This window comes from Citrobacter sp. Cf072, assembly GCF_030334485.1.
Classification (GTDB): domain Bacteria; phylum Pseudomonadota; class Gammaproteobacteria; order Enterobacterales; family Enterobacteriaceae; genus Citrobacter; species Citrobacter freundii.
Genome location: NZ_JAOWDX010000047.1, coordinates 938606 through 962748, shown reverse-complemented (window position 1 = coordinate 962748; position 24143 = coordinate 938606). Strand labels below are relative to the sequence as shown.

The window sequence follows — 24143 nt, the reverse complement described above, 5'->3', positions numbered from 1 at the left end:
ACGTGCTATGTCAGAACTCCCAGAACTGGTCGATCTGTCGGTGATATTTCCGTCGCTGCATATCGATCTTAAATACGCTACTGCCGACAACATTACCGGCGCACCTATCTACAGGGAAGCGCGTTGCCTGTTGCACACCGAGGCGGTAACCGCGCTGGCAAAAAGCATCAGCATTGCGCAACTGGCGGGCTTGTCGCTGGTGGTGTACGACGCGTATCGCCCCCAGCAGGCGCAGGCGATACTGTGGAATGCCTGTCCCGACCCGCAATATGTTGTCGATGTTGCCATTGGTTCCAATCACAGTCGGGGTACGGCAATTGACGTCACGTTGATGGACGATCGCGGCCATCTCCTTGATATGGGGGCCGGTTTTGATGAAATGCACGACCGTTCCCATGCCTGGCATCCGTCTGTTCCTCCGGCAGCGCAGCGTAACCGCCTGCTGCTCAATGCCATTATGTTTGGTGGTGGTTTTGTCGGTATTAACAGCGAATGGTGGCATTTTGAATTACCTGATGCCGCCCGTTACCCGCTGCTTGACGATCAAATAGATTGTTACACTGTCACGTCTATAACAACACAACATCCCCTTTAATTCTGGAGCCTGGTTATGAAGACTACACCTGCGTTAAACGCTTTTTTCCGCCCCGCTCTGATAGCCGTTGCGTTAGCGGTAGCCCTGCCCGCCGCGCAGGCTGCTGTTCCCAAAGATATGTTAGTGATTGGTAAAGCCGCCGATCCGCAGACGCTCGATCCCGCTGTGACCATAGATAACAATGACTGGACGGTCACCTATCCCTCTTACCAGCGGTTGGTTCAGTACAAAACAGATGGTGGTAAAGGTTCCACGGAAGTTGAAGGCGATTTAGCCAGCGGCTGGAAAGCCTCGGACGACCAGAAAGAGTGGACGTTTACCCTGAAAAACGATGCCAAATTCGCCGACGGAACACCGGTGACGGCTGATGCGGTAAAGCAATCCTTCGAACGATTGCTCAAGATTGGTCAGGGACCTGCGGAGGCTTTCCCGAAAGATCTGAAGGTTGAGGCCATTGATAACACCACGGTGAAGTTTACCCTCAGCCAGCCGTTTGCTCCGTTTCTGTATACGCTGGCAAATGACGGTGCCTCAATCATTAACCCGGCCATCTTAAAAGAGCATGCCGCAGACGACGCCCGCGGATTCCTGGCGCAGAACACGGCAGGATCTGGTCCCTTCATGCTGAAGAGTTGGCAAAAGGGACAACAACTGGTGCTGGTGCCTAACCCGCATTATGCCGGTACAAAACCGACGTTTAAGCGCGTCTCAGTCAAAATCATTGGTGAAAGCGCCTCCCGTCGCCTGCAACTGTCCCGTGGCGATATCGACATTGCCGATGCGCTTCCTGTTGACCAGCTTGCTGCTTTAAAACAGGAAGGCAAAGTGAATGTGGCGGACTATCCCTCATTGCGCGTGACTTATCTGTATCTCAACAACAGTAAGGCCCCGCTCAATCAGGTGGATTTACGCCGCGCTATCTCGTGGGCCACCGATTATAAAGGAATGGTCAACGGGATCCTGAGCGGCAATGGAAAGCAAATGCGTGGCCCAATCCCCGAAGGCATGTGGGGTTTTGACGATAAGGCCATGCAGTACAGCTTCGATGAAGCCAAAGCCAAAGCAGCGTGGGACAAAGTTGCCACCAAACCTGAAAGCCTGAGCTTCCTGTACTCAGATAATGATCCAAACTGGGAACCTATCGCGCTTGCTACCCAGGCAAGCCTTGGCAAACTGGGCATTAAGGTGAAGCTGGAAAAACTGGCGAACGCCACCATGCGTGACCGCGTGGGCAAAGGCGATTACGACATTGCCATTGGCAACTGGAGTCCGGATTTTGCCGACCCGTACATGTTTATGAACTACTGGTTTGAGTCAGATAAGAAAGGCTTGCCGGGTAACCGTTCGTTCTATGAAAACAGTGAGGTCGATAAGCTGCTGCGTAGCGCGCTGGCCACGACCGATCAGGTGGCCAGAACCAATGACTACCAGCAGGCGCAAACCATCGTGATTGATGAAGCGGCCTACGTCTATTTATTCCAGAAAAACTATCAGTTGGCGATGAACAAAGACGTCAAAGGATTTGTATTCAACCCCATGCTGGAACAGGTCTTCAATATCTCCACCATGAGTAAATAAGCCACGTTTACGCGGAGCCGCTCTGGCTCCGCAAGGGGAAGCTAATGACGTTCTGGAGTATTTTGCGCCAGCGATGCTGGGGACTTATTCTGGTGGTTATCGGTGTTTGCGTAATCACCTTTATTATTTCACATCTGATACCTGGCGACCCCGCACGGCTGTTGGCGGGCGACCGCGCCAGCGATGAAATTGTCGAAAATATTCGCCAACAGCTGGGGCTGAATCAACCGCTGTATGTCCAGTTTTTTCGCTATGTCAGCGACATTTTTCACGGCGATTTAGGCACCTCCATTCGCACCGGGCGTCCGGTACTGGATGAACTGCGCATTTTCTTCCCCGCTACCCTTGAGCTGGCTTTCTGCTCTTTGTTGCTGGCGCTGGTGATAGGTATCCCGCTGGGTATTTTATCTGCGGTCTGGCGTAACCGCTGGCTTGATCACCTTGTTCGGCTAATGGCAATTACCGGTATCTCCACGCCAGCATTCTGGCTGGGGCTGGGGGTTATCGTGCTGTTTTACGGTCATCTGCAAATTTTACCCGGCGGTGGACGTTTAGACGACTGGCTGGATCCACCTGCTCACGTCACCGGGTTCTACCTGATTGATGCACTGCTGGAAGGCAACGGCGAAGTCTTTTTCAATGCGCTTCAGCACCTGATTTTGCCGTCGCTGACACTGGCTTTTGTACATCTTGGGATCGTTGCCCGCCAGATTCGTTCCGCCATGCTGGAGCAACTGAGTGAAGATTACATTCGTACCGCCCGCGCCAGCGGGTTACCGGGCTGGTACATCGTGCTGTGCTATGCATTGCCTAACGCTCTCATCCCATCAATCACCGTCCTCGGCCTGGCGCTGGGCGATCTGCTCTACGGTGCGGTATTGACCGAAACGGTCTTTGCCTGGCCAGGCATGGGCGCTTGGGTGGTGACCTCAATTCAGGCACTCGACTTCCCGGCGGTAATGGGATTTGCCGTGGTGGTCTCGTTCGCCTATGTGCTGGTCAACCTGGTGGTGGATTTGCTCTATTTGTGGGTAGATCCTCGAATTGGACGTGGAGGTGCTGAATGATGCTCACACAAGAAATGCCGACCGCCCCTCAGACAGCACGCCGCCGCACGGACTGGGCCAAACTGTTCTGGATGATGAAAAGTAGCCCGCTGACGCTGGTTGGCGGGGTCATCATCGTATTGATACTGCTGCTGATGGTGCTGTCGCCGTGGATAACGCCACACGATCCTAATGCCATCAATTTGAGTGCGCGCCTGCTGCCCCCGTCAGCCGCTCACTGGTTTGGTACCGATGAAGTTGGCCGCGATCTGTTCAGCCGCGTTCTGGTAGGAAGTCAGCAGTCGGTCGTTGCGGGTCTGGTGGTGGTGGGTATCGCCGGGGGATTGGGATCACTGCTGGGCTGCTTGTCGGGTGTCATGGGCGGGCGCGCCGACGCGATAATTATGCGGATGATGGATATTATGCTGTCCATTCCTTCGCTGGTGCTGACGATGGCGTTGGCCGCCGCGCTGGGCCCCAGCCTGTTTAACGCCATGCTGGCGATTGCCATCGTCCGTATCCCTTTCTATGTGCGCCTCGCCCGCGGTCAGACGTTAGTGGTGCGCCAGTTTAGCTATGTACAGGCTGCCCGGACCTACGGCGCTTCACGCTGGCATCTGATTAGCTGGCACATTTTACGCAATTCTCTGCCGCCACTCATTGTGCAGGCATCGCTGGATATAGGCAGTGCGATCCTGATGGCTGCCACGCTCGGGTTTATCGGTCTGGGCGCGCAGCAACCCAGCGCTGAGTGGGGCGCGATGGTCGCAATTGGCCGCAATTACGTGCTTGATCAGTGGTGGTATTGTGCTTTTCCCGGCGCCGCCATTCTGATTACCGCCGTGGGCTTTAATCTCTTTGGCGATGGTATTCGCGATCTGCTTGATCCGAAAGCCGGAGGAAAACAGTCATGACACAACCCGTACTGGAAATCGAAGATTTACATCTGAGTTTCCCCGGCTATAAAGCTGATGTGCATGCGCTGAACCATGTATCACTGCACATCAACCGCGGAGAAATCGTTGGTGTGGTGGGTGAATCCGGTTCCGGTAAGTCCGTGACCGCCATGCTCACCATGCGTCTGCTTCCGGAGGGAAGCTATCGTATTCACCAGGGACGCGTTTCACTGCTGGGTGAAGATGTGCTCAACGCCAGTGAGAAACAAATGCGTCAATGGCGCGGCGCACGCGTCGCGATGATCTTTCAGGAGCCCATGACGGCACTGAATCCGACCCGGCGTATCGGCCAGCAAATGGTGGAGGTGATCCGCCATCACCAGGCGTTAAGCCGCACGGATGCCCGCCAGAAAGCCGTCGCTCTACTCGAAGAGATGCAAATCCCGGACGCGCCGGAGGTTATGAAACGATTTCCGTTTGAGCTTTCCGGCGGGATGCGCCAACGCGTGATGATTGCGCTGGCCTTTTCGTGCGAGCCGGAGCTTATTATTGCCGATGAACCGACCACCGCGCTGGACGTCACGGTGCAACTGCAGGTGCTGCGTTTACTGAAGTTAAAAGCACGGGCCAGCGGAACAGCCGTGTTATTTATCAGTCATGATATGGCGGTGGTTTCACAGTTATGCGACCGGTTGTACGTCATGTATGCCGGGAGCGTGATTGAGAGTGGCCCGACGCAAACCGTTATTCAACGTCCGACGCATCCCTATTCCATCGGCTTGCTGAAATGCGCGCCGGAACACGGCGAACCACGCGCATTGTTACCTGCGATCCCCGGCACCGTACCGAATCTAACCTGCTTACCTGCCGGATGCGCATTTCGTGAGCGCTGTTTTGCCGCTGGTCCTCGTTGTGAAGAAACGCCTGCGTTAAGTAGTCAGGGAGGCGTAGATCAACAATCTGCCTGCTGGTATCCACAACTGGAGACAACACATGTCTGATTTTTTACTGGCGCTGCAGGATGTTCATGTCAACTTTCCTGCGCGTAAAAACTGGCTTGGCAAGGTTACGGAACGGGTGCATGCGCTCAACGGTCTGGATTTACAGATTCGCCAGGGTGAAACGCTGGGGATTGTTGGCGAATCCGGTTGTGGAAAAAGTACGCTGGCGCAACTGCTGATGGGCATGCTGAAACCCAGCCAGGGAAGCTATTCTCGCCGTGGTGATAAACAGCATAACGGTATGCAAATGGTCTTTCAGGACCCTCTTTCATCGCTGGATCCTCGCTTACCGGTGTGGCGCACGATCACTGAGCCGGTATGGATCCAAAAACGAAGTCCGGAACGTGAGCGCCGCATGCTTGCTGAAGATTTAGCCCAACAGGTAGGCATCCGCCCGGAATATCTCGACCGTCTGCCGCATGCGTTTTCCGGTGGACAACGCCAGCGTATTGCCATCGCCCGGGCGCTATCGTCAGAGCCGGATGTTATCGTCCTCGATGAGCCCACTTCAGCACTGGATATCTCTGTGCAGGCGCAAATTCTCAATCTTCTGGTGTCACTTCAGGCGCGCAGAAATCTGACCTACGTATTGATATCGCATAACGTGTCGGTGGTCCGCCATATGAGCGACCGTGTGGCGGTGATGTACTTAGGGCAAATTGTTGAGCTGGGCGATGCGCAGCGGGTTCTCACTCACCCCGCCCATCCGTACACACGGTTATTGCTGGACTCTGTCCCTAAAACGGGCGCGCCACTGACGGAAGATTTGGTGTTACGTAAAACCGAGCTACCGGGAAACCGAACGTTGCCCCAGGGATGCTTTTTCCGTGACAGATGTCCATTGGCAACCCACGGTTGTGAGAAAAAACAGGCATTACTGAAAAGTGATACCGGATGTGACGTTCGCTGCTGGCGGGCGGTTACATGACCTGAGCCGTAGTGAAAAGTCAGGTGCGATACGCCTTTTTCAGTGAATCCACCAGCACCTCGGAAGCAGTAGATAATTTATGATGTGCCGAACGCAAAACCCCGATCCGACGCTGGATCACTGGAGTATCCAGATCGATACAGGTTGCGCCTAACTCTGTCATTTGCGTGCGGCATAGTGCAGGTACGGCGCTACCGCCCAGACCGTTAGCCACCAGACGGCCAACGGTTACTAATTGATGGCTCTCCAGCGCTACTTCCAGCGTATGTCCGCTTTGCACCAGTTGTTCTTCCAGCATCAGCCGCACGGCTGACGGACGTTGCAAGGTGATGAAATCCAGCGTCAGCAGTTCGCGCCATGCAATACGATCCCTGTCTGCCAGCCGACAGGTTGGCGGCACAATCGCGATAAAACGATCCACGCCGAGCGGCGTGAAATGCAGATGTCCCGAATAGTCCGGCTCGAAGGCTATGCCCATCTCGACCCGCCCTTCACTGACCATTTCAATCACGTGTTCATTGATCACATCATGAACCGTTACGTTGATATCGGAATAAGAATCACGAAACGTTTTCAGTACCGATGGCAGGACGTTAGCGGCAAATGAGGGCATGGCGGCGATCGAGATTTTACCACGCTGCAGCGTAAAGCGTTGGCGCATGGCTTCTTCCGTATTCTCCCAGTCCGCCAGCAACTGTCTCCCCATATTCAGCAGCGTTTCTCCCTCCTGCGTCAGAGTCACTTTGCGGGTGGTTCTCAACAGTAACGCCCCGCCCAGCGAATCTTCCAGTCCTTTAATCGCCAGGCTTAATGCGGGTTGTGACATGTTCAGTCTTTCACTGGCATGAGCAAAATTCAGAGTGTGAGCTACCGCTAAAAACGCGCGTAACTGTTTGATGCTCATTCCCATTTCGCATTCCTTTAACTTGTTGAATACCTTTAATTAACATTAAATTGATAAAAAAACCCAATGAGTGAGTCACAAATTTAAAATTAACAAATCATTTTTCACCCCCAATGATGTCGGCAAGGACAACTGGGGAGGCAAGTGTATGGCTGGACTGGATAAACGTGTTGCCACTTATCAAGAGGCGCTGGAAGGACTGACCGACAACATGACGCTGCTGGCGGGCGGTTTTGGTTTATGTGGGATCCCTGAAAACCTGATTACCGAAGTACGCCGTCGAGAAGTACAGGGACTTACCGTTGTATCAAACAACTGTGGCGTGGATGGCTTTGGGCTAGGAGTACTGCTGGAAACGCGCCAGGTGCGCAAAGTGGTCGCGTCCTATGTAGGGGAAAACGCCCTGTTTGAGAAGCAGGTGCTTAGCGGCGAACTGGAAGCCATCCTGACGCCACAGGGTACGCTGGCAGAGCAATTGCGCGCGGGCGGCGCGGGGATCCCGGCATTTTTTACCGCGACTGGATATGGAACCCCCGTAGCGGAAGGGAAAGAGGTTCGCGAGTTTGCCGGACGCCCTTACATCCTTGAACAGGCGATAACCGGTGATTTTGCATTGGTTAAAGGCTGGAAAGCCGACTGGTACGGCAACGTCATCTATCGCCACACCGCACAGAACTTTAATCCGCTGATGGCTGCCGCCGGGCGCATTACCGTCGTGGAAGTCGAAGAGATTGTCCCTCCCGGAGAACTGGACCCTGCAGCGATTCACACTCCCGGAATTTTCGTTAACCGCATTATTCAGGGGCAGTTTGAAAAACGTATTGAACAACGCACCCTGCGCCAGAAAGGAGCCTGACCATGTTAACGCGTGAACAAATGGCGATGCGCGTCGCCCGCGAGCTGCGCGACGGTTATTACGTCAACCTTGGGATCGGCATTCCCACTCTGGTGGCAAATTATATCCCTGATGGCATGGACGTGATGCTGCAATCAGAGAATGGTTTGCTGGGTATGGGGCCGTTTCCCACAGAAGACGAAATTGATGCCGACATGATTAACGCCGGGAAACAGACCGTGACGGCGCGCAAAGGCGCGGCGATTTTCGACTCTGCGCAATCCTTCGCCATGATCCGCGGCGGCCACGTTGATCTGACGGTGCTCGGTGCGTTTGAAGTCGATGTTAACGGCAATATCGCCTCATGGATGATCCCCGGAAAAATGGTGAAAGGCATGGGCGGCGCGATGGACCTGGTTGCCGGAGCCGACAACATCATCGTGGTAATGACCCATGCTTCCAAAAGCGGTGAGTCCAAACTGCTTCCCGCCTGCACCCTGCCGTTGACCGGCGTGGCCTGCATCAAACGCGTGCTGACCGACCTGGCTCTGCTGGAAATTGCCGACGGGGCGTTCATTCTGCGTGAACGCGCCCCGGGTATCAGTGTGGATGAAATCGTCGCCAGAACCGCCGGCAAGCTGATCGTGCCCGAAACTGTCCCCGAAATGCAATTTAACTGAGGAGCTGACCATGCAGGATGTTGTAATTGTCGCGGCAACGCGCACCCCGATTGGCAGTTTTCATGGTGCGCTGGCACCACTTTCCGCCGTGGAGTTAGGTACAGCGGTTGTCCGTTCGCTGCTGGAAAAAACGGCTGTGGCGCCTGAACAAATTGATGAAGTGATTTTAGGTCAGGTGCTCACGACAGGCTGCGGCCAGAATCCGGCCAGACAAACGGCGTTACGCGCAGGACTGCCGTCAACCACACCGGCGTTAACTATTAATCTGGTGTGCGGTTCTGGCCTGAAGGCGGTGCATCAGGCGGTACAGGCAATTCGCTGTGGCGATGCGCAAATCGTGATTGCCGGAGGCCAGGAGAGCATGAGCAATGCGCCCTATTTTCTCGACGGCGCGCGGGCCGGCCTGCGTTTGGGTCATGCCAGTATGAAAGACAGCGTGGTCCATGACGGCCTGTGGGATGCGTTCAACGACTATCACATGGGTATTACTGCCGAAAATCTGGCGGATAAGTTCGTAATCAGTCGTGAGCAGCAGGACGCTTTTGCCCTGCGCTCCCAGCAAAAAGCCGCCGCTGCCATTGAAGCGGGTCGTTTTAGCGCGGAAATCACGCCGGTTAGCGTCCCACAAGGCAAAAAGCCGCCACGTGTGGTGGACCGTGACGAACAGCCTCGCCCGGATACTCAGGCCGACAAGCTGGCGCAACTTAAACCAGCATTTCGGCCAGGAAACGGCACGGTGACCGCCGGAAATGCATCATCCATCAATGATGGTGCCGCCGCGGTGATGTTGATGAGCGCCGGCAAAGCCGCAGAACTCAATTTGCCAGTGCTTGCCCGGGTAACAGGCTACGCGGTTTCTGGTGTCGATCCCGCCATTATGGGCATTGGGCCGGTAGAAGCGTCACTCCAGTGCCTGAAGCGAGCGGGCTGGACGTTGAATGATGTCGATCTCATTGAGGCCAACGAAGCCTTTGCCGCACAAGCGCTGGCGGTTGGCGAATCCCTGAACTGGGACAGCGACCGGGTGAACGTAAATGGCGGCGCGATTGCACTGGGCCATCCCATCGGCGCATCTGGTTGCCGAATCCTGGTGACACTGCTGCACGAAATGGCCCGCAGTAACGCGACTAAAGGGCTGGCTACGCTGTGCGTAGGCGGCGGTCAGGGCGTAGCGCTGGCGGTAGAGCGTTTGCAGGAGGTCTCTCATGCAAAGTAAGCCTGTCTGCGTTCTGGGGGCGGGGTTAATGGGGGTCGGTATTGCCACCCACTTCGCCCGTTATGGTCACGATGTCTGGCTGTATGACACCGATAGCAGCCGAATTGCAGAAATTAGCGCCGTTGCCAGCGGTATTCTGGATGAGCTGATTACCGCCGAACAGTTTGCCGTAGACGAAAAAGACCAGGTTGTGAGTCGTCTGCACGGTACGACTTCGCTACCGGAGATTGCTGCGTGCGGGTTACTGATTGAAGCGATCCCGGAGCGGCTCGAGCTCAAGCACGCGTTGTATGCGCAACTGGAAGATCTGATCGCGCCTGAGGCCGTCATTGCCAGTAATACCAGCGGCCTGCCGCCGGATGCGCTGGCAGAAAAGCTCGTCCATCCTGAGCGGCTGCTCATCGCCCATTTCTGGCACCCGCCACATTTTATTCCGCTGGTCGAAATTGTCCCCGGCACCGCCACCAAAGCGGAATACCTGCGTGAGCTGCAACAGTTGCTGCTCTCGATGCAACTGGAAGCCGTCGTGCTCGATCGCGCCGCACCAGGGTTTGTCGGCAATCGACTGCAGTTTGCGCTGCTGCGTGAAGCGCTTCATATCGTTAAAAGCGGCATCGCCAGCGCAGAGGTGGTGGATCAGGTCATGCGCGCCTCGCTCGGACGTCGCTATGCGATGGTTGGTCCGCTGGAAGCGGCAGATATGACCGGGCTGTCTACGGTACAGGATATTTGTCGGCATCTGCTCCCGGAACTGGCAACCGGCAGCGAGATGATGTCGTTGGTCGCTGACAAGGTAGCCAACGGTGATACCGGTTTACGCAGCGGTCAGGGATTTTATCGCTGGGATGATTCGCGCAAGGAGTACATCCAGCAACGCAGAGAGCATCAACTGCGTTTTGCCCTGAAACCATAACGTCTCTTTCTGTACCCCAATATAATAATAAGGAGTCATGATGAGTGTATTAATCGCCCTGGCAGCGCTGGGCCTGCTGATGCTTGCAGCCTATCGCGGATACAGCGTCATTCTGTTTGCCCCCATCGCGGCATTAGGTGCTGTATTACTCACTGAACCCAGCGCCGTCGGCCCTGCTTTCACCGGCCTGTTTATGGAAAAAATGGTCGGTTTTGTGAAGCTTTACTTCCCGGTGTTCTTGCTGGGTGCAGTGTTTGGCAAGTTAATCGAGTTATCTGGATTTTCACGTTCCATTGTTGCCGCCGCTATCAACATCCTCGGTCGTCGTCACGCCATCCCGGTGATCGTGCTGGTGTGCGCGCTGTTAACCTACGGCGGGGTTTCGCTGTTCGTCGTGGCGTTTGCGGTGTATCCATTTGCGGCGGAGCTGTTCCGCCAGAGTAATATTCCTAAGCGCCTGATCCCGGCCACCGTTGCGCTGGGCGCATTCTCTTTCACTATGGATGCTCTGCCAGGCACGCCGCAGATCCAGAACATTATTCCGACCAGCTTCTTTGGGACTAACGCCTGGGCTGCGCCGTGGCTGGGGCTGATAGGCTCGCTGTTTATTATTTTCGTCGGTCTGGTTTATCTCGAACGTCAGCGTCGTAAAGCGCAGGCAAAGAATGAAGGCTATGGCACTGAACTGTTAAACGAGCCGGAAACGCCGGATAACATTAATCTGCCGAACCCGATCATCGCGATCTCTCCGCTGATCCTGGTTGGGGTATTTAACCTGCTGTTTACCCGCTGGATCCCACAGTGGTACGGCGCCACGCATCAACTTGAACTTCCGGGTCTTGCCAAACCGATTACCACCGAAGTCGGTAAAATCACCGCTATCTGGGCAGTGGAAGCGGCGCTGATTTCTGGGATTCTGCTGGTGGTGCTCTTCGGCTACCGCAACATTAAAGGTCGCCTGGCGGAAGGCAGCAGAACGGCGGTTGGCGGCGCGATCCTCGCGGCGATGAACACCGCGTCAGAGTATGGTTTTGGCGCAGTGATCGCCGCCCTGCCGGGCTTCCTCGTGCTGTCAAAAGCGCTGGCGGCTATTCCTGACCCGCTGCTCAATGAGGCTATCAGCATTACCACGCTTGCCGGGATCACCGGTTCGGCGTCTGGCGGGATGAGTATTGCCCTTGCCGCCATGTCTGACACTTTCATCGCTGCCGCACATGCCGCCAATATCCCACTTGAAGTATTCCACCGCGTGGCATCTATGGCCAGCGGCGGTATGGACACCCTACCGCATAACGGCGCGGTCATTACCTTATTGGCTATCACCGGCCTTAGTCATCGTCAGGCGTATGGCGGAATTTTCGCTATTACCATCATTAAAAGTCTGGCCGTACTGTTTGTCATCGGCGTCTTCTACACCACCGGAATTGTTTAAGGAGAATCATCATGAACTTAACGGGAAAAACCGCCCTGGTTACCGGCTCGACCAGTGGTATCGGATTAGGTATCGCACAGGTGCTGGCGCAAGCTGGCGCCACTCTGATCCTCAACGGGTTTGGTGATGTTGATGCTGCCAAAGACGCTGTTGCGCAGTATGGCAAAACGCCAGGCTATCATGGCGCGGATCTGAGCGATGAAGCGCAAATTGCCGACATGATGCGCTATGCAGAGAGCGAATTCGGCGGTGTGGATATTCTTATCAATAACGCCGGGATCCAGCATGTTTCACCGATAGAAACCTTCCCGGTTGATAAATGGAACGCGATTATCGCGATTAACCTCTCCTCCGTTTTTCACACCACGCGTCTGGCGCTTCCCGGTATGCGCACGCGAAACTGGGGGCGCATCATTAATATCGCTTCTGTTCACGGCCTGGTGGCTTCAAAAGAGAAATCTGCCTACGTAGCAGCGAAGCACGGTGTGGTGGGATTAACCAAGACCATCGCGCTGGAAACCGCGCAGACGGAAATCACCTGCAATGCGCTGTGTCCCGGCTGGGTGCTAACGCCGCTGGTCCAGCAGCAGATCGATAAGCGTATTGCCGAAGGCGCAGAGCCTGAGGCAGCCCGTGACGCCCTGCTGGCTGAAAAGCAGCCGTCGCGCGAATTCGTTACCCCAGAGCAGTTAGGGAATCTCGCGTTATTCTTATGTTCAGACGGTGCGGCGCAAGTGCGTGGCGTAGCGTGGAATATGGATGGCGGTTGGGTAGCGCAATAACATCATCAGGTGCCGGATAAGACATCGTCGCATCCGGCACGACTTTATTAAGACTTCAGTTTGTAATCCAGCGTTATTTCCGCTTTCAGAACCTGAGATACCGGGCATCCGGCTTTTGCTTTCTGGATGATGCCGTCAAACGTGGCGGCGTCTATCCCCGGCACGCTCACTTGGCTATGCAACGCGACTTTAGTGATCGCAAACCCGGCATCTACCTTATCCAGAGAAACATCGGCAGTGGTATCAATGGCATCTGGGGTAAACCCTGCTTCACCCAGCATCAGTGAAAGCGCCATCGAAAAGCAGGCTGCATGGGCCGCGCCAATCAACTCTTCAGGATTGGTGCCTTTCTCACCTTCAAATCGTGTATTAAACCCATACGGTTGCTGATTCAACACGCCACTTTCGGTCGACACAGTGCCTTTGCCGCGCTTAATGTCGCCTTCCCAGTGTGCTTGACCTTTCTTATGGATAGTCATTATCGCTCTCCTGTGTTGTCGTCGGAGTTACTAGTATAGGACGCCCGGGGAAAAGTATGTTACATACGGGATAGTTCTCATTTGCCGCTTAAGCATTGACCTTTCAGATAAAATGACCGACCATCCAGAAAGCCGTTATGTTGAACATCGGCTTTATATCAGGTTGTATTTCGTCCGTTCTCATACGGGCTCGCCCTTGAAACCAGTAACAGGATTAAGGAGTTAGAATGAAATCGAACCGTCAGGCCCGTCATATTCTCGGACTGGACCACAAAATCTCAAATCAACGTAAAATCGTGACCGAAGGTGACAAAACCAACGTGGTCAACAATCCTACTGGAAGAAAGCGCCGCGCTGACGGCAAGTAGCCTTTCGCACGTCTGACTGAGTAACGAGATAAACACCATTGCAACCGCAGTGGTGTTTTTGCTTATAAAACCCCTTAACCCATTCACAATGCTTTATACTTCGCCCGTTTCCCTGGCGGACAGGCCACATACGATCATAAAGAGCGCCAGGGACGGTTATTCAAAAAAGAGTGAGTGACATGGAAAACGAAACTAAAAAACTGCGTTCCCTTTACATCCCTTACGCTGGCCCGGTACTGCTGGAATTCCCTTTACTGAATAAAGGGAGCGCCTTCAGTGTGGAAGAACGCCGTAACTTCAACCTGCTGGGGTTACTGCCGGAAGTCGTCGAAACGATTGAAGAACAGGCTGAACGCGCCTGGATCCAATATCAGGGCTTCAAAACCGAAATCGACAAACATATTTACCTGCGCAACATCCAGGACACCAACGAAACCCTGTTTTACCGACTGGTGCATAATCACCTGGATGAGATGATGCCAGTTATCTATACCCCAACGGTCGGCGCAGCCTGTGAGCGTTTCTCTGAGATTTATCGTCGTGCGCGCGGCGTGTTTATCTCTTATCAGAACCGCCACAATATGGACGATATCCTGCAAAACGTCCCTAACCACAATATCAAGGTCATCGTTGTCACCGATGGCGAACGTATTTTAGGTCTTGGCGATCAGGGGATCGGCGGGATGGGCATTCCAATCGGTAAACTGTCGCTGTATACCGCATGTGGTGGAATTAGCCCGGCCTATACACTTCCGGTGGTACTGGACGTGGGGACCAACAACCAGCAACTGCTGAACGATCCGCTGTATATGGGCTGGCGCAATCCGCGTATCACTGATGATGAATACTACGAATTCGTTGATGAATTCATCCAGGCCGTGAAGCATCGCTGGCCGGACGTGCTGTTGCAGTTTGAAGATTTCGCCCAGAAAAACGCTATGCCACTGCTGACCCGTTATCGCGATGAAATTTGCTCATTTAACGACGATATTCAGGGCACCGCGGCGGTTACCGTCGGTACGCTGATTGCGGCTAGCCGCGCGGCCGGAAGCCAGCTGAGCGAACAAAACATCGTCTTCCTCGGCGCGGGTTCCGCCGGATGCGGGATCGCCGAGCAGATCATTGCACAAATCCAGCGAGAAGGTTTAAGCGAAGAAGCGGCGCGTCAACGCGTATTCATGGTCGATCGCTTCGGCCTGTTAACCGACAAAATGCCGAACCTGCTCTCCTTCCAGACCAAACTGGTGCAAAAACGCGAAAATCTGCAGCACTGGGATACACAAGAAGATGTCCTGTCGTTGCTCGATGTGGTCCGCAACGTTAAACCTGACATCCTGATCGGGGTTTCCGGACAGGTTGGTCTGTTTACCGAAGAGATTATCCGCGAAATGCACAAGCATTGTCCGCGTCCGATCGTCATGCCGCTGTCTAACCCGACTTCTCGTGTAGAAGCCACGCCGCAGGATATTATCGCCTGGACCGAAGGTAACGCGCTGGTTGCGACCGGTAGCCCGTTTGCACCGGTAGTGTGGAAAGAGAAAACTTACCCGATCGCCCAGTGTAACAACGCCTATATCTTCCCGGGTATTGGCCTTGGCGTGATTGCTTCTGGCGCGTCGCGCATCACTGATGAAATGCTGATGTCGGCCAGTGAAACGCTGGCACAGTATTCACCGCTGGTGCTCAACGGTGAAGGACTGGTGCTACCGGAACTGAAAGATATTCAGACGGTTTCTCGTGCCATTGCCTTTGCTGTCGGTAAAATGGCCCAGCAGCAAGGTGTGGCGGTGAAAACCTCCGCTGAAGCGCTGCAACAGGCTATTGACGATAATTTCTGGCAGGCGGAATATCGCGACTACCGTCGTACTTCTATCTGACGGTTTGCCCGGCGGCACATTGCTGCCGGGCGTGCAAAGTTTGCGCGAAAGTGTAATTTGCGATTACACTTTCGCTACCGATCAACACTCTGAAAAACAAAAGGAGGATACTTATGCTGTACTGTGAACGTTTTATCGTTTCACATGCTTTTGGCGATCGCCAGTGCTCAAGCGTTATCGGTATCGTGCTGCGATAACTTCTGCTTGAGCGAAGCTAACTTCTAAATCCCCTTCTCTCGGGCTTACCGGGTTATCGTCAGCGATGTTTGACGAGGCGTTTTCACGCCTGTAACTCTTGAGTAAGCAACAATGAGCACATTACTAACCGCACAATCCTTACACGTTGATACGGCATTCGGCACGCTATTCGACGATCTTTCCTTTACCCTAAAAAAAGGCGACCGCATCGGGCTTATCGGTTACAACGGCTGCGGAAAAAGCACGCTGTTAAAACTGCTCGATGGCACGATTTCGCCCACCAGTGGAGCAATCGCGCAAGCGAATCACTGCCATCTCGCGCGTGTAGAACAACATCTACCTGACGATATACTGCCTCTTACGCTGCAGGAAGCCGTTCTCGCTCAAGTTCCTGAGCATGAGCGTGCGGCTCAACAATGGCGGGTTGAAGCGCTGCTTGCCGAAATGGGTTTCACGCCAGAGAATTTATCTCTGACAGCGCAAACGTTGAGCGGTGGCCAGCACACACGCTTGCTATTAGCGCGGGCGCTGATGCGTAATCCTGACCTGCTGCTGCTGGATGAACCGGGTAACCATCTGGATTTGCCAACATTACTGTGGCTGGAGCAGTTCTTACAGAACTGGTCTGGCAGTTTTGTGGTGGTTTCCCACGACCCGCAGTTGCTGGACGCGGTGACCCACGGAACGTGGATCCTACGCGATCGCACTCTCCATGCCTTTGATCTGCCCTGTAGCGCCGCACGTCAGGCGCTGGCAGAAAGAGACGTCAGCGATGCTCTGCGCCACAAGGCTGAGCAAAAAGAGATAGACCGGGTTACCGCCAGCGGCAAACGGCTGGCAACCTGGGGGCGGGTCTACGACAACGAAGATCTCTCCCGCAAGGCCAAGCAGATGGAAAAACAGGTGCAGCGCCTGAAAGAGGTGCAGACAGAAGTGACGGCAGGAAGTCAGTGGACACTAACATTGCAGGGTGATTCCCTGCGTGCAGATCGTTTGCTGGAGATGACCAATCTGTCTGTAGCCCCTGCTCCCGACGCAGATACACTGTTTTCCATTGCCGGTATCCGGTTAAAAAGCGGCGATCGCGTGGCAATTGTCGGGCGTAATGGTTGCGGGAAATCATCGCTGTTAAGGCTTATCTGGCAACAATTTCAGTCACCGCTGGCATCGACTTCACTGGTGTTGCACCCGCGCGTTACGCTGGGCTATTACGATCAGACACTGCATCAGCTTGCCGATAACGATTCATTGTTTGACGCGCTGGAAGCGTTTGCCCCGCAGCCAGAGATTCGCAAGATGGCGCTGATTAGCGCGGGTTTTCCGTGGATTCGTCATACGCAGAGGGTCAGTACATTAAGCGGCGGTGAGCGCTCCCGGCTGCTGTTTGTGGGGCTGACGCTTGCGCGCTACAGTCTGCTGATGCTTGATGAACCGACCAACCATCTGGATATGGAAGGTAAAGAGGCGCTGGCAGAAACGCTACAAAGCTATAACGGCGGCGTGTTGCTGGTCAGTCACGACCGGCAGCTTATCAGCCAAAGCTGTAACCGGTTCTGGTTAATCGACAATGGCGAACTCAGTGAATGGCACGATCTGGAGGCGGTCAATGCGCGTATTAGGGAAACGTCCGCGGAGATAACCGTTCCCAAAACGGTGGTCGAAGCGAAAGCTGAAATAAGCTGTGACAGCGATGGATTGCTGGAACAACTCCTCGATCTGGAACAGCGTCTGGCCGACGATCTCGCCCGCAAGCCGAAACATCAAAAACCGCTGTTACAGGCGCAATGGCGTAAAGAGATTGAGCGTCTGAACTCACAACTGAAGTAATCTTTATTGCCGGATGGCGCAAGCTTATCCGGCCTACACCAGCAAAATGCGCGTGTAGGCCTGCCATCCGGCATACCATTTATTGCTGCGGTTTTTTCTCTTTCCAGGCATCCCAGGCCTGTTTGATCTCTTGCTTTGCCGTAGCGGCGTCGTTGAAACCGTTTAATTCGACCTTCTTGCGCCCTTCCGGCAAATCTTTGTACACGCGGAAGAAAGATTCCAGACGTTGAACTTCAATCTTGGGCAGATCGCTCAATTCTTTGATGTTGTCATAAGTGGGGTCAATTTTACTGGCCGGCACGGCGACAATTTTGTCGTCCTTTTCACCGCCGTCGATCATCTTCAGGACGCCTATTGCGCGCAGCTTAATCAACGTCCCCGGGGCCAGCGGCGCACGAGTATAAAAGATAACATCCAGCGGGTCGCCGTCACCGGCTAAAGACTGGGTTAGTGAACCGTAGTTGGCGGGATAGGCAACCGGCATTGACTGGAAGCGATCGGCAACGATAAACCCGGTTTTGGCGTCGGTTTCATATTTAATCATTCCACCTGCCGGGATTTCGGTTACGGCATAAAACTCTTCCGGGTTATTCTCCGGCTGAGGAAATTCGAGGATGTTCTGCGCCTGAGCTGAAGCACAAAGAAACACGCTGATTGCGAGTAGTTTTTTCACCAGATGCATTGTCTTTTAACTCTTCTATTATTGGAAAGACAACACCTTACGTTCAGCAGATGACAGAAACATGACGTTTTTTTGGCAAAAAAATGGCGCTACCGATGTAGCGCCATTGCGTAGAGGGAACATCAGGGATTAGTTAACCCCTTCCTCGCTCTCTTTTTTCGCTTCTTGTCTTTCAACTTCGCGATACCAACGTGGGTGATGTTTCTTCGCCCAGCGACGGCTCACCTTCCCTTCAACCATGCCTTTAATCGAACCTTTCACCCAGAATGCCATATACATATGGATGAGGATGGCGTGCATCAGGATAATCCCCGCCGCCGCATGGATCAGCAGGCTATAGCGCACGACCTGCATTGGGAAGAACTGTGCAAAGTATGGACGCCAGATAATAATACCGGTAATCAGCAGCACGAAAATCATGCTCATGATCGACCAGAACATCATTTTCTGCCCGGCGTTGTACTTGCCCACATCCGCCACTTTGTGTTCATTGCCTTTCAGCACTTCCACAATGTTTTTCAGCCACGGAATATCTTTTTTATCCGGGATGTTGTGGTGCACAAAGCGCACAAACATGAACATTAGCGCGACGAAGATCAGTATGCCGAAGAACGGGTGCAAAATGCGTCCCATCTGCGGCGTACCGAAGGTTTGCGTCAGCCATTGCAGAGTCGGGAAGAAGAACGAAATCCCAGACAGCGCCACCAGGAAGAAGCAGATCACCACCGTCCAGTGACAGGCGCGGTCGATAAACTTCGTGCGCACAATCATTTTCGACTTACTCATGATGATCCTCCTCGTCGTCGTCCACTTCCTTATTCGGACCGATACCAATGTAGTGGTAAATCAGCCCGGCGAAGGTGGCGATAAATCCGGCAGCGGCCAGCGGTTTCAGCGCCCCTTTCCACAGATTGATAGAGGTATCGATCTGCGGATCTTTCGGCAGGCCGTGATACAGCTCCGGCTGGTTGGCATGATGCAGAACGTACATAACGTGCGTACCACCCACACCTTCCGGGTTGTAGAGACCGGCGTGTTCGAAACCGCGTGCTTTCAGTTTTGCCACACGCTGTTCGCCCATTTCCAGCATTTCCTGCTTGGTGCCGAAATGTATTGCCCCGGTCGGACAGGTCTTCACGCAGGCAGGTTCCTGCCCGACGCTGACCCGGTCGACACACAGCGTACATTTATACACGCGGTTATCCTCTTTATTGAGGCGCGGAATATTAAATGGACACCCGGCAATACAGTAGCCGCAGCCAATACAGTGTTCTGACTGGAAATCGACAATCCCGTTGGCGTACTGGATGATTGCCCCGGCAGACGGGCATGCCTTCAGGCAGCCCGGATCTTCACAGTGCATACAGCCGTCTTTACGAATCAGCCATTCCAGCTTGCCGTTCTGTTCGGTTTCGGTAAACCGCATCACCGTCCAGGACTTGGCGCTGAGATCGGCGGGGTTGTCATACACCCCGACGCAGTGGCCAACTTCATCGCGGATATCGTTCCACTCTGAGCATGCCACCTGACAGGCCTTACAGCCTATACAGGTGGAAACGTCGATCAGCTTCGCGACCTCGGCTTTGTAATCACGGGCCTGAGGCGGCGGCGTGATGGAGTTTGTTGCGGACCGTTTGATGATGTCCTGCGTTTCCATAGACATATGTTCGCCTCCCTTACGCCTTCTCGATGTTAACTAAAAACGCTTTGTATTCCGGCGTTTGCGAGTTTGCATCACCGACATTCGGCGTCAGGGTGTTGGCGATAAAGCCTTTACGCGCGACTCCTTCAAAGCCCCAGTGGATTGGGATCCCAACCGTTTCAACCTGCTGACCGTTGACGTTCAGGGTACGCAGACGACGGGTCACCACGGCAACTGCGCGAATAAATCCACGTTTACTGCTAACTTTCACGTGATCGCCGTTGTTGATCCCTTTCGCTGCCGCCAGCGTTTCGCTGATTTCCACAAACTGCTCTGGCTGGGCAATCGCATTCAGCAATGCGTGCTTGGTCCAGGTATGGAAATGTTCGGTCAGACGATAGGTCGTCCCGACGTACGGGAAGTCCTGTTTCGTGCCCATACGGAGTTTATCCGCCTCGTACAGACGCGCTGCCGGGTTGGAGATCACATTCGGGTGCAGCGGGTTAGTACCCAGCGGCGTTTCCATCGGCTCGTAGTGTTCCGGGAACGGACCTTCCGCCATCTTATCGATAGCAAACAGACGCCCCAGCCCTTCCGGCTGCATGATAAATGGATTGGTGCCACTGCCCGGTGCCGCGGTATTGAAGTCCGGGATATCGTTACCCGTCCACTTCGTATCGTTCCACTGGATAAGCATGCGTTTTGGATCCCACGGTTTACCCTGTGGATCCGCCGAAGCGCGGTTATACAGCACGCGACGGTTCAGCGGCCATGCCCAGGCCCAGCCCAGCGTATTACCCAGACCTGACGGATCGGCGTTATCGCGATTGGCCATCTGGTTGCCCTGCTCGGTCCAGCTACCGGTATAAATCCAGCAGGATGATGACGTAGAACCATCATCGCGCAGCAACGCAAAGCTGTTGAGCAACTGACCTTTCTTCGCAACCAGTACACCGTTGGCATCATAGAGATCTTCCAGCGCATAGCCGTTGTTCTCTTTCGCCACTTCCTCTGAGTGCGGTTCGTCCGGCTGCTTATAGTTCCAGCTCATTTTCAGAACGGGTTCTACAGCTTTACCGCCTTCAGTGCGATACATGTCTCGCAGACGGTGGTAAATACCGGCCAGAATTTCGCCATCGTTGCGGGCTTCGCCCGGTGCGTCCTGACCTTTCCAGTGCCACTGTAACCAGCGTCCGGAGTTGGCGATGGAGCCGTCCTCTTCCGCAAAGCAGGTAGAAGGCAAACGGAAGACTTCGGTCTGAATCGACGCAGGATCAACGTCGTTTGACTCGCCGTGGTTCTGCCAGAACGTTGAGGTTTCGGTCACCAGCGGATCGATAACCACCAGATACTTCAGTTTGCTGAGGCTCTGCACCACTTTGTTTTTGTCCGGGAAGGACGCAACAGGGTTAAAGCCCTGACAGATGTAGCCGGTGACTTTTCCGCTATCCATCATGTTGAAGTATTTGATGACGTCGTAGGACTGATCCCACTTCGGCAGCCACTCAAAGCCCCAGTCGTTTTCTTTCTGTGCAGCATTACCGTAGAAAGATTTCATCAAGCTGACGAAGAACTTCGGATAGTTGCCCCAGTAGTTAACCTGATCGGCCAATGTCGCTTTTGGCGTGTTCGCGGCCAGATAGGTTTGCAGATCTGTCTGTTTCTCTGACGGCAGCGTCAGGTAGCCCGGCAGGCTGGTAGAGAGCAGACCTAAATCGGTTAACCCCTGAATGTTGGAGTGACCGCGTAAGGCGTTGACACCGCCACCTGCCATCCCCATGTTGCCGAGCAGCAACTGGATCATCGCCATGGTGCGGATGTTCTGTGCCCCGACGGTATGCTGAGTCCAACCCAACGCATACAGGAACGTGGTGGTGCGATCGGCTGCGCTGGTGGAAGCCAGCACTTCGCAGACTTTCAGGAAGTCTTCTTTCGGCGTACCACAAATGTTTTCCACCACATCCGGCGTGTAGCGGGAAACGTGCTGTTTTAACAGGTTCCAGACACAGCGAGGATGGCTTAACGTTTCATCGCGTTTCGCGTAGCCATTTTCATCGAACTGGTAGTTCCAGGACGATTTATCATATTGGCGTTTGTTTGCGTCATAACCGCTGAACAGACCGTCTTCGAAAGCAAAGTCATCCCGCACCAGCAGGCTGGCGTTGGTGTAATGCTTAACGTATTCAGCGTTGATTTTGTTGTTTTCAATCAGGTACAGCAAGACGCCGGACAGGAACGTAATGTCCGTGCCGGAACGAATTGGCGCATAGATATCCGCCACCGAAGCTGTACGTGTAAAACGAGGGTCAACAACAATCAGCGTGGCATCATTGTTGTTTTTTGCTTCCATCGCCCAGCGGAATCCCACCGGATGTGCTTCAGCGGCGTTACCGCCCATCACCATCACGACGTTAGCATTTTTAATATCAACCCAGTGGTTGGTCATCGCACCGCGACCAAATGTTGGAGCAAGACTTGCTACCGTTGGTCCGTGTCAGACGCGCGCCTGGTTGTCTACTGCCAGCATGCCGAGTGAGCGCACAAATTTTTGCGTCAGCATACCGGTTTCATTACTTGCCGCAGATGCACACAGCATCCCGGTTGAAAGCCAGCGGTTTACCGTTACGCCCTGCTCATTCTTCTCGATAAAGTTGGCGTCACGGTCAGTTTTCATCAGCTTCGCGATACGGGTGAATGCTTCATCCCAGCTGATACGCTGCCATTTGTCGGAACCAGGGGCGCGATATTCCGGGTAACGCAGACGGTTTTCACTGTGCACGTAATCCAGTAATCCTGCGCCCTTAGGACATAATGCCCCGCGGCTCACCGGATGATCCGGATCCCCTTCAATATGGTAAATCGACTCTTTGGCGTTTTTTGCTCCATCTCCCAGGCTATACATTAATAGCCCGCAACCTACGGAACAGTATGTGCAGGTGTTTCGGATCTCTTTGGCGCGTAACAGCTTATAGTTTCGCGCCTGAGCCAGTGCCATTTTGGGTGCAAAACCCAAAGCGGCCACTGTAGTTCCCGCCATACCGCCCGCGCAGATTTTAAAAAATTGTCTGCGGCTGACGTCCATTGCTTTCCTCTTTTTTGCAGGGGTTCGTACAGGAAATCTCTCAAATTGCGCCAGCGCGGCAGTCTGAAAGATGCCATGTACAACTTCGCGACGAAACTATCAGCTATATCCATATTTTTTTTGCGTCAAATCAATAACGAAACGGTTCCGCTACTAAATAGTGCACTTTGTTTAACTCTTGTACCCATAAGGGAGTATGGGAAAGGCAATTAATTAGCGCGCTACGGTATAAAAGTGCTATAAATTTCAGCTTAAATTTTTGCCAGTACCATGGACAGACAATCAGAATGACAAAACAAAAGGCAACGTTAATTGGGCTCATTGCCATCGTGCTCTGGAGCACGATGGTCGGACTCATGCGTGGGGTAAGTGAAGGACTGGGTCCTGCGGGCGGCGCAGCAATGATTTTTTCCTTAAGTGGTCTGTTGCTGATATTTACCGTCGGCTTTCCGAATATCAGAAAAATTCCTGTGCGTTATTTAATCGCTGGTAGCGTGCTTTTTGTTACCTATGAAATATGTTTAGCGCTGGCTCTCGGTTATGCGGCTACTCGTCACCAGGCTATTGAAGTCGGTATGGTCAATTATCTCTGGCCGAGTTTGACGATATTGTTTGCTATTTTATTTAATGGTCAAAAAACAACCTGGCTGGTAATCCCTGGATTAATTATCGCATTGACCGGGGTTTGTTGGGTATTGGGTGGTGAAAACGGTCTTAACCTTGATGAAATTATCAGCAATGTTGCCAGCAGTCCGCTGAGCTATTTTCTCGCCTTTCTCGGCGCTTTTATCTGGGCAACGTATTGCACGGTGACCAATAAATATGCAAAAGGCTTTAACGGCATCACCGTGTTCGTTTTACTAACAGCCGCAAGTTTGTGGATTTACTATTTTATGACTCCGCAACCAGAAATGATTTTCAGCACTTCGGTGACTATTAAAATGTTCTCAGCGGCATTAACGTTAGGATTTGCCTATGCGGCGTGGAATATTGGCATTTTGCATGGCAACGTGACCATCATGGCCGTAGGATCCTATTTTACCCCTGTGCTCTCTTCTGCACTGGCTGCTGTGTTACTCAGTGCACCGCTTTCGCTATCTTTCTGGCAGGGCGCACTGATGGTCTGCGCGGGTTCACTACTTTGTTGGCTGGCAACGCGCCGCGCCTGAAAAAAAAACCGGG

The 24143-nt window shown here is 53.6% G+C and carries 21 protein-coding genes and 1 pseudogene; 16 read left to right on the top strand and 6 right to left on the bottom strand.

The annotated features are described in order from the left end of the window. Positions 1–7 precede the first annotated feature (7 nt). The 6 genes from ddpX to OGX66_RS23340 are packed head-to-tail and all read left to right on the top strand — an operon-like array spanning position 8 to position 6044. The gene (ddpX, locus tag OGX66_RS23365) at positions 8–595 is read left to right on the top strand and encodes a D-alanyl-D-alanine dipeptidase (protein ID WP_003020004.1); all 588 of its coding nucleotides are present in this window, start codon (positions 8–10) and stop codon (positions 593–595) included. Between the two features lie 15 nt (positions 596–610). After that, positions 611–2173, top strand: coding sequence for an ABC transporter substrate-binding protein (locus OGX66_RS23360; RefSeq protein ID WP_003843680.1), 1563 nt, complete (start codon positions 611–613; stop codon positions 2171–2173). Between the two features lie 44 nt (positions 2174–2217). After that, positions 2218–3240, top strand: coding sequence for an ABC transporter permease (locus OGX66_RS23355; protein WP_003020008.1), 1023 nt, complete (start codon positions 2218–2220; stop codon positions 3238–3240). Next, entirely contained in the window at positions 3237–4133 is an 897-nt protein-coding gene (gene ddpC, locus OGX66_RS23350) for a D,D-dipeptide ABC transporter permease (protein WP_003836253.1), read from the top strand. Before OGX66_RS23355 ends, ddpC begins: the two co-directional genes overlap by 4 nt. Beyond that, entirely contained in the window at positions 4130–5116 is a 987-nt protein-coding gene (locus OGX66_RS23345; protein ID WP_003836252.1) for an ABC transporter ATP-binding protein, read from the top strand. Before ddpC ends, OGX66_RS23345 begins: the two co-directional genes overlap by 4 nt. Beyond that, the gene (locus OGX66_RS23340) at positions 5109–6044 is read left to right on the top strand and encodes an ABC transporter ATP-binding protein (protein ID WP_057101492.1); all 936 of its coding nucleotides are present in this window, start codon (positions 5109–5111) and stop codon (positions 6042–6044) included. The genes OGX66_RS23345 and OGX66_RS23340 overlap by 8 nt, the downstream gene beginning before the upstream one ends. A gap of 19 nt (positions 6045–6063) precedes the next feature. Here OGX66_RS23340 and OGX66_RS23335 read toward each other — a convergent pair whose 3' ends face one another. Beyond that, positions 6064–6954: a LysR family transcriptional regulator gene (locus tag OGX66_RS23335; RefSeq protein WP_286512322.1), complete on the bottom strand. Its 891-nt coding sequence runs from the start codon at positions 6952–6954 to the stop codon at positions 6064–6066. 142 nt (positions 6955–7096) lie between these two features. On the opposite strand from OGX66_RS23335, the gene OGX66_RS23330 reads away from it, so the two are divergent. The 6 genes from OGX66_RS23330 to OGX66_RS23305 are packed head-to-tail and all read left to right on the top strand — an operon-like array spanning position 7097 to position 12806. Then, complete coding sequence (locus OGX66_RS23330) at positions 7097–7804, top strand: CoA transferase subunit A (RefSeq protein ID WP_003020020.1); 708 nt, start codon at positions 7097–7099, stop codon at positions 7802–7804. A 2-nt stretch (positions 7805–7806) separates the two neighbouring features. Further along, on the top strand, positions 7807–8463 hold the full coding sequence (locus tag OGX66_RS23325; protein WP_003020022.1) for a CoA transferase subunit B: 657 nt from the start codon (positions 7807–7809) through the stop codon (positions 8461–8463). A 10-nt stretch (positions 8464–8473) separates the two neighbouring features. Further along, a complete protein-coding gene (locus tag OGX66_RS23320) occupies positions 8474–9679 on the top strand; it encodes an acetyl-CoA C-acetyltransferase (RefSeq protein ID WP_057101491.1) in 1206 nt (401 codons plus the stop codon). Continuing rightward, positions 9669–10592, top strand: coding sequence for a 3-hydroxyacyl-CoA dehydrogenase family protein (locus OGX66_RS23315; protein WP_003843687.1), 924 nt, complete (start codon positions 9669–9671; stop codon positions 10590–10592). Before OGX66_RS23320 ends, OGX66_RS23315 begins: the two co-directional genes overlap by 11 nt. A 37-nt stretch (positions 10593–10629) precedes the next feature. After that, complete coding sequence (locus OGX66_RS23310) at positions 10630–12024, top strand: GntP family permease (RefSeq protein ID WP_196491835.1); 1395 nt, start codon at positions 10630–10632, stop codon at positions 12022–12024. Positions 12025–12035: 11 nt separating this feature from the next. Then, positions 12036–12806 carry a 3-hydroxybutyrate dehydrogenase gene (locus OGX66_RS23305; protein ID WP_088902250.1) on the top strand — a complete coding sequence of 257 codons (771 nt, stop codon included), beginning with the start codon at positions 12036–12038 and terminating at the stop codon, positions 12804–12806. A gap of 47 nt (positions 12807–12853) precedes the next feature. Here the strand turns inward: OGX66_RS23305 and osmC are convergent, their stop codons facing one another. Beyond that, entirely contained in the window at positions 12854–13285 is a 432-nt protein-coding gene (osmC, locus tag OGX66_RS23300) for a peroxiredoxin OsmC (protein ID WP_003020036.1), read from the bottom strand. Between the two features lie 227 nt (positions 13286–13512). On the opposite strand from osmC, the gene sra reads away from it, so the two are divergent. From sra to OGX66_RS23285, 3 genes are all read left to right on the top strand, one after another. Further along, complete coding sequence (gene sra, locus OGX66_RS23295; protein WP_003020039.1) at positions 13513–13653, top strand: stationary-phase-induced ribosome-associated protein; 141 nt, start codon at positions 13513–13515, stop codon at positions 13651–13653. Between the two features lie 179 nt (positions 13654–13832). After that, positions 13833–15530, top strand: coding sequence for a malate dehydrogenase (gene maeA, locus OGX66_RS23290; protein WP_003836239.1), 1698 nt, complete (start codon positions 13833–13835; stop codon positions 15528–15530). A 309-nt stretch (positions 15531–15839) separates the two neighbouring features. Beyond that, positions 15840–17555 (top strand): ABC-F family ATP-binding cassette domain-containing protein, encoded by a 1716-nt coding sequence (locus OGX66_RS23285; RefSeq protein WP_088902249.1) that lies wholly within the window; start codon positions 15840–15842, stop codon positions 17553–17555. Positions 17556–17636: 81 nt separating this feature from the next. On the opposite strand, the pseudogene OGX66_RS23280 reads toward OGX66_RS23285, so the two are convergent. From OGX66_RS23280 to fdnG, 4 genes and pseudogenes are all read right to left on the bottom strand, one after another. After that, positions 17637–18237: pseudogene (locus OGX66_RS23280) on the bottom strand (inorganic diphosphatase); the annotation flags it as partial. Positions 18238–18366: 129 nt separating this feature from the next. Then, positions 18367–19023, bottom strand: a complete 657-nt coding sequence (gene fdnI, locus OGX66_RS23275) for a formate dehydrogenase-N subunit gamma (protein ID WP_003020054.1) — start codon at positions 19021–19023, stop codon at positions 18367–18369. Next, complete coding sequence (gene fdnH / locus OGX66_RS23270) at positions 19016–19900, bottom strand: formate dehydrogenase N subunit beta (protein WP_003833024.1); 885 nt, start codon at positions 19898–19900, stop codon at positions 19016–19018. The genes fdnI and fdnH overlap by 8 nt, the downstream gene beginning before the upstream one ends. Before the next feature lie 13 nt (positions 19901–19913). Beyond that, a complete protein-coding gene (gene fdnG, locus OGX66_RS23265; protein ID WP_094544827.1) occupies positions 19914–22961 on the bottom strand; it encodes a formate dehydrogenase-N subunit alpha in 3048 nt (1015 codons plus the stop codon). 287 nt (positions 22962–23248) lie between these two features. On the opposite strand from fdnG, the gene yddG reads away from it, so the two are divergent. Further along, positions 23249–24130, top strand: a complete 882-nt coding sequence (yddG, locus tag OGX66_RS23260; RefSeq protein WP_003020082.1) for an aromatic amino acid efflux DMT transporter YddG — start codon at positions 23249–23251, stop codon at positions 24128–24130. The last annotated feature ends 13 nt before the right edge of the window (positions 24131–24143 follow it).

Excerpts from the sequence above, each read along its gene's own strand:
- ddpX (WP_003020004.1), top strand. The coding sequence starts at position 8 with ATGTCAGAACTCCCAGAACTGGTCGATCTGTCGGTGATATTTCCGTCG.
- OGX66_RS23360 (WP_003843680.1), top strand. The coding sequence starts at position 611 with ATGAAGACTACACCTGCGTTAAACGCTTTTTTCCGCCCCGCTCTGATA.
- OGX66_RS23355 (WP_003020008.1), top strand. The coding sequence starts at position 2,218 with ATGACGTTCTGGAGTATTTTGCGCCAGCGATGCTGGGGACTTATTCTG.
- ddpC (WP_003836253.1), top strand. The coding sequence starts at position 3,237 with ATGATGCTCACACAAGAAATGCCGACCGCCCCTCAGACAGCACGCCGC.
- OGX66_RS23345 (WP_003836252.1), top strand. The coding sequence starts at position 4,130 with ATGACACAACCCGTACTGGAAATCGAAGATTTACATCTGAGTTTCCCC.
- OGX66_RS23340 (WP_057101492.1), top strand. The coding sequence starts at position 5,109 with ATGTCTGATTTTTTACTGGCGCTGCAGGATGTTCATGTCAACTTTCCT.
- OGX66_RS23335 (WP_286512322.1), bottom strand. The coding sequence starts at position 6,954 with ATGGGAATGAGCATCAAACAGTTACGCGCGTTTTTAGCGGTAGCTCAC.
- OGX66_RS23330 (WP_003020020.1), top strand. The coding sequence starts at position 7,097 with ATGGCTGGACTGGATAAACGTGTTGCCACTTATCAAGAGGCGCTGGAA.
- OGX66_RS23325 (WP_003020022.1), top strand. The coding sequence starts at position 7,807 with ATGTTAACGCGTGAACAAATGGCGATGCGCGTCGCCCGCGAGCTGCGC.
- OGX66_RS23320 (WP_057101491.1), top strand. The coding sequence starts at position 8,474 with ATGCAGGATGTTGTAATTGTCGCGGCAACGCGCACCCCGATTGGCAGT.
- OGX66_RS23315 (WP_003843687.1), top strand. The coding sequence starts at position 9,669 with ATGCAAAGTAAGCCTGTCTGCGTTCTGGGGGCGGGGTTAATGGGGGTC.
- OGX66_RS23310 (WP_196491835.1), top strand. The coding sequence starts at position 10,630 with ATGATGAGTGTATTAATCGCCCTGGCAGCGCTGGGCCTGCTGATGCTT.
- OGX66_RS23305 (WP_088902250.1), top strand. The coding sequence starts at position 12,036 with ATGAACTTAACGGGAAAAACCGCCCTGGTTACCGGCTCGACCAGTGGT.
- osmC (WP_003020036.1), bottom strand. The coding sequence starts at position 13,285 with ATGACTATCCATAAGAAAGGTCAAGCACACTGGGAAGGCGACATTAAG.
- sra (WP_003020039.1), top strand. The coding sequence starts at position 13,513 with ATGAAATCGAACCGTCAGGCCCGTCATATTCTCGGACTGGACCACAAA.
- maeA (WP_003836239.1), top strand. The coding sequence starts at position 13,833 with ATGGAAAACGAAACTAAAAAACTGCGTTCCCTTTACATCCCTTACGCT.
- OGX66_RS23285 (WP_088902249.1), top strand. The coding sequence starts at position 15,840 with ATGAGCACATTACTAACCGCACAATCCTTACACGTTGATACGGCATTC.
- fdnI (WP_003020054.1), bottom strand. The coding sequence starts at position 19,023 with ATGAGTAAGTCGAAAATGATTGTGCGCACGAAGTTTATCGACCGCGCC.
- fdnH (WP_003833024.1), bottom strand. The coding sequence starts at position 19,900 with ATGTCTATGGAAACGCAGGACATCATCAAACGGTCCGCAACAAACTCC.
- yddG (WP_003020082.1), top strand. The coding sequence starts at position 23,249 with ATGACAAAACAAAAGGCAACGTTAATTGGGCTCATTGCCATCGTGCTC.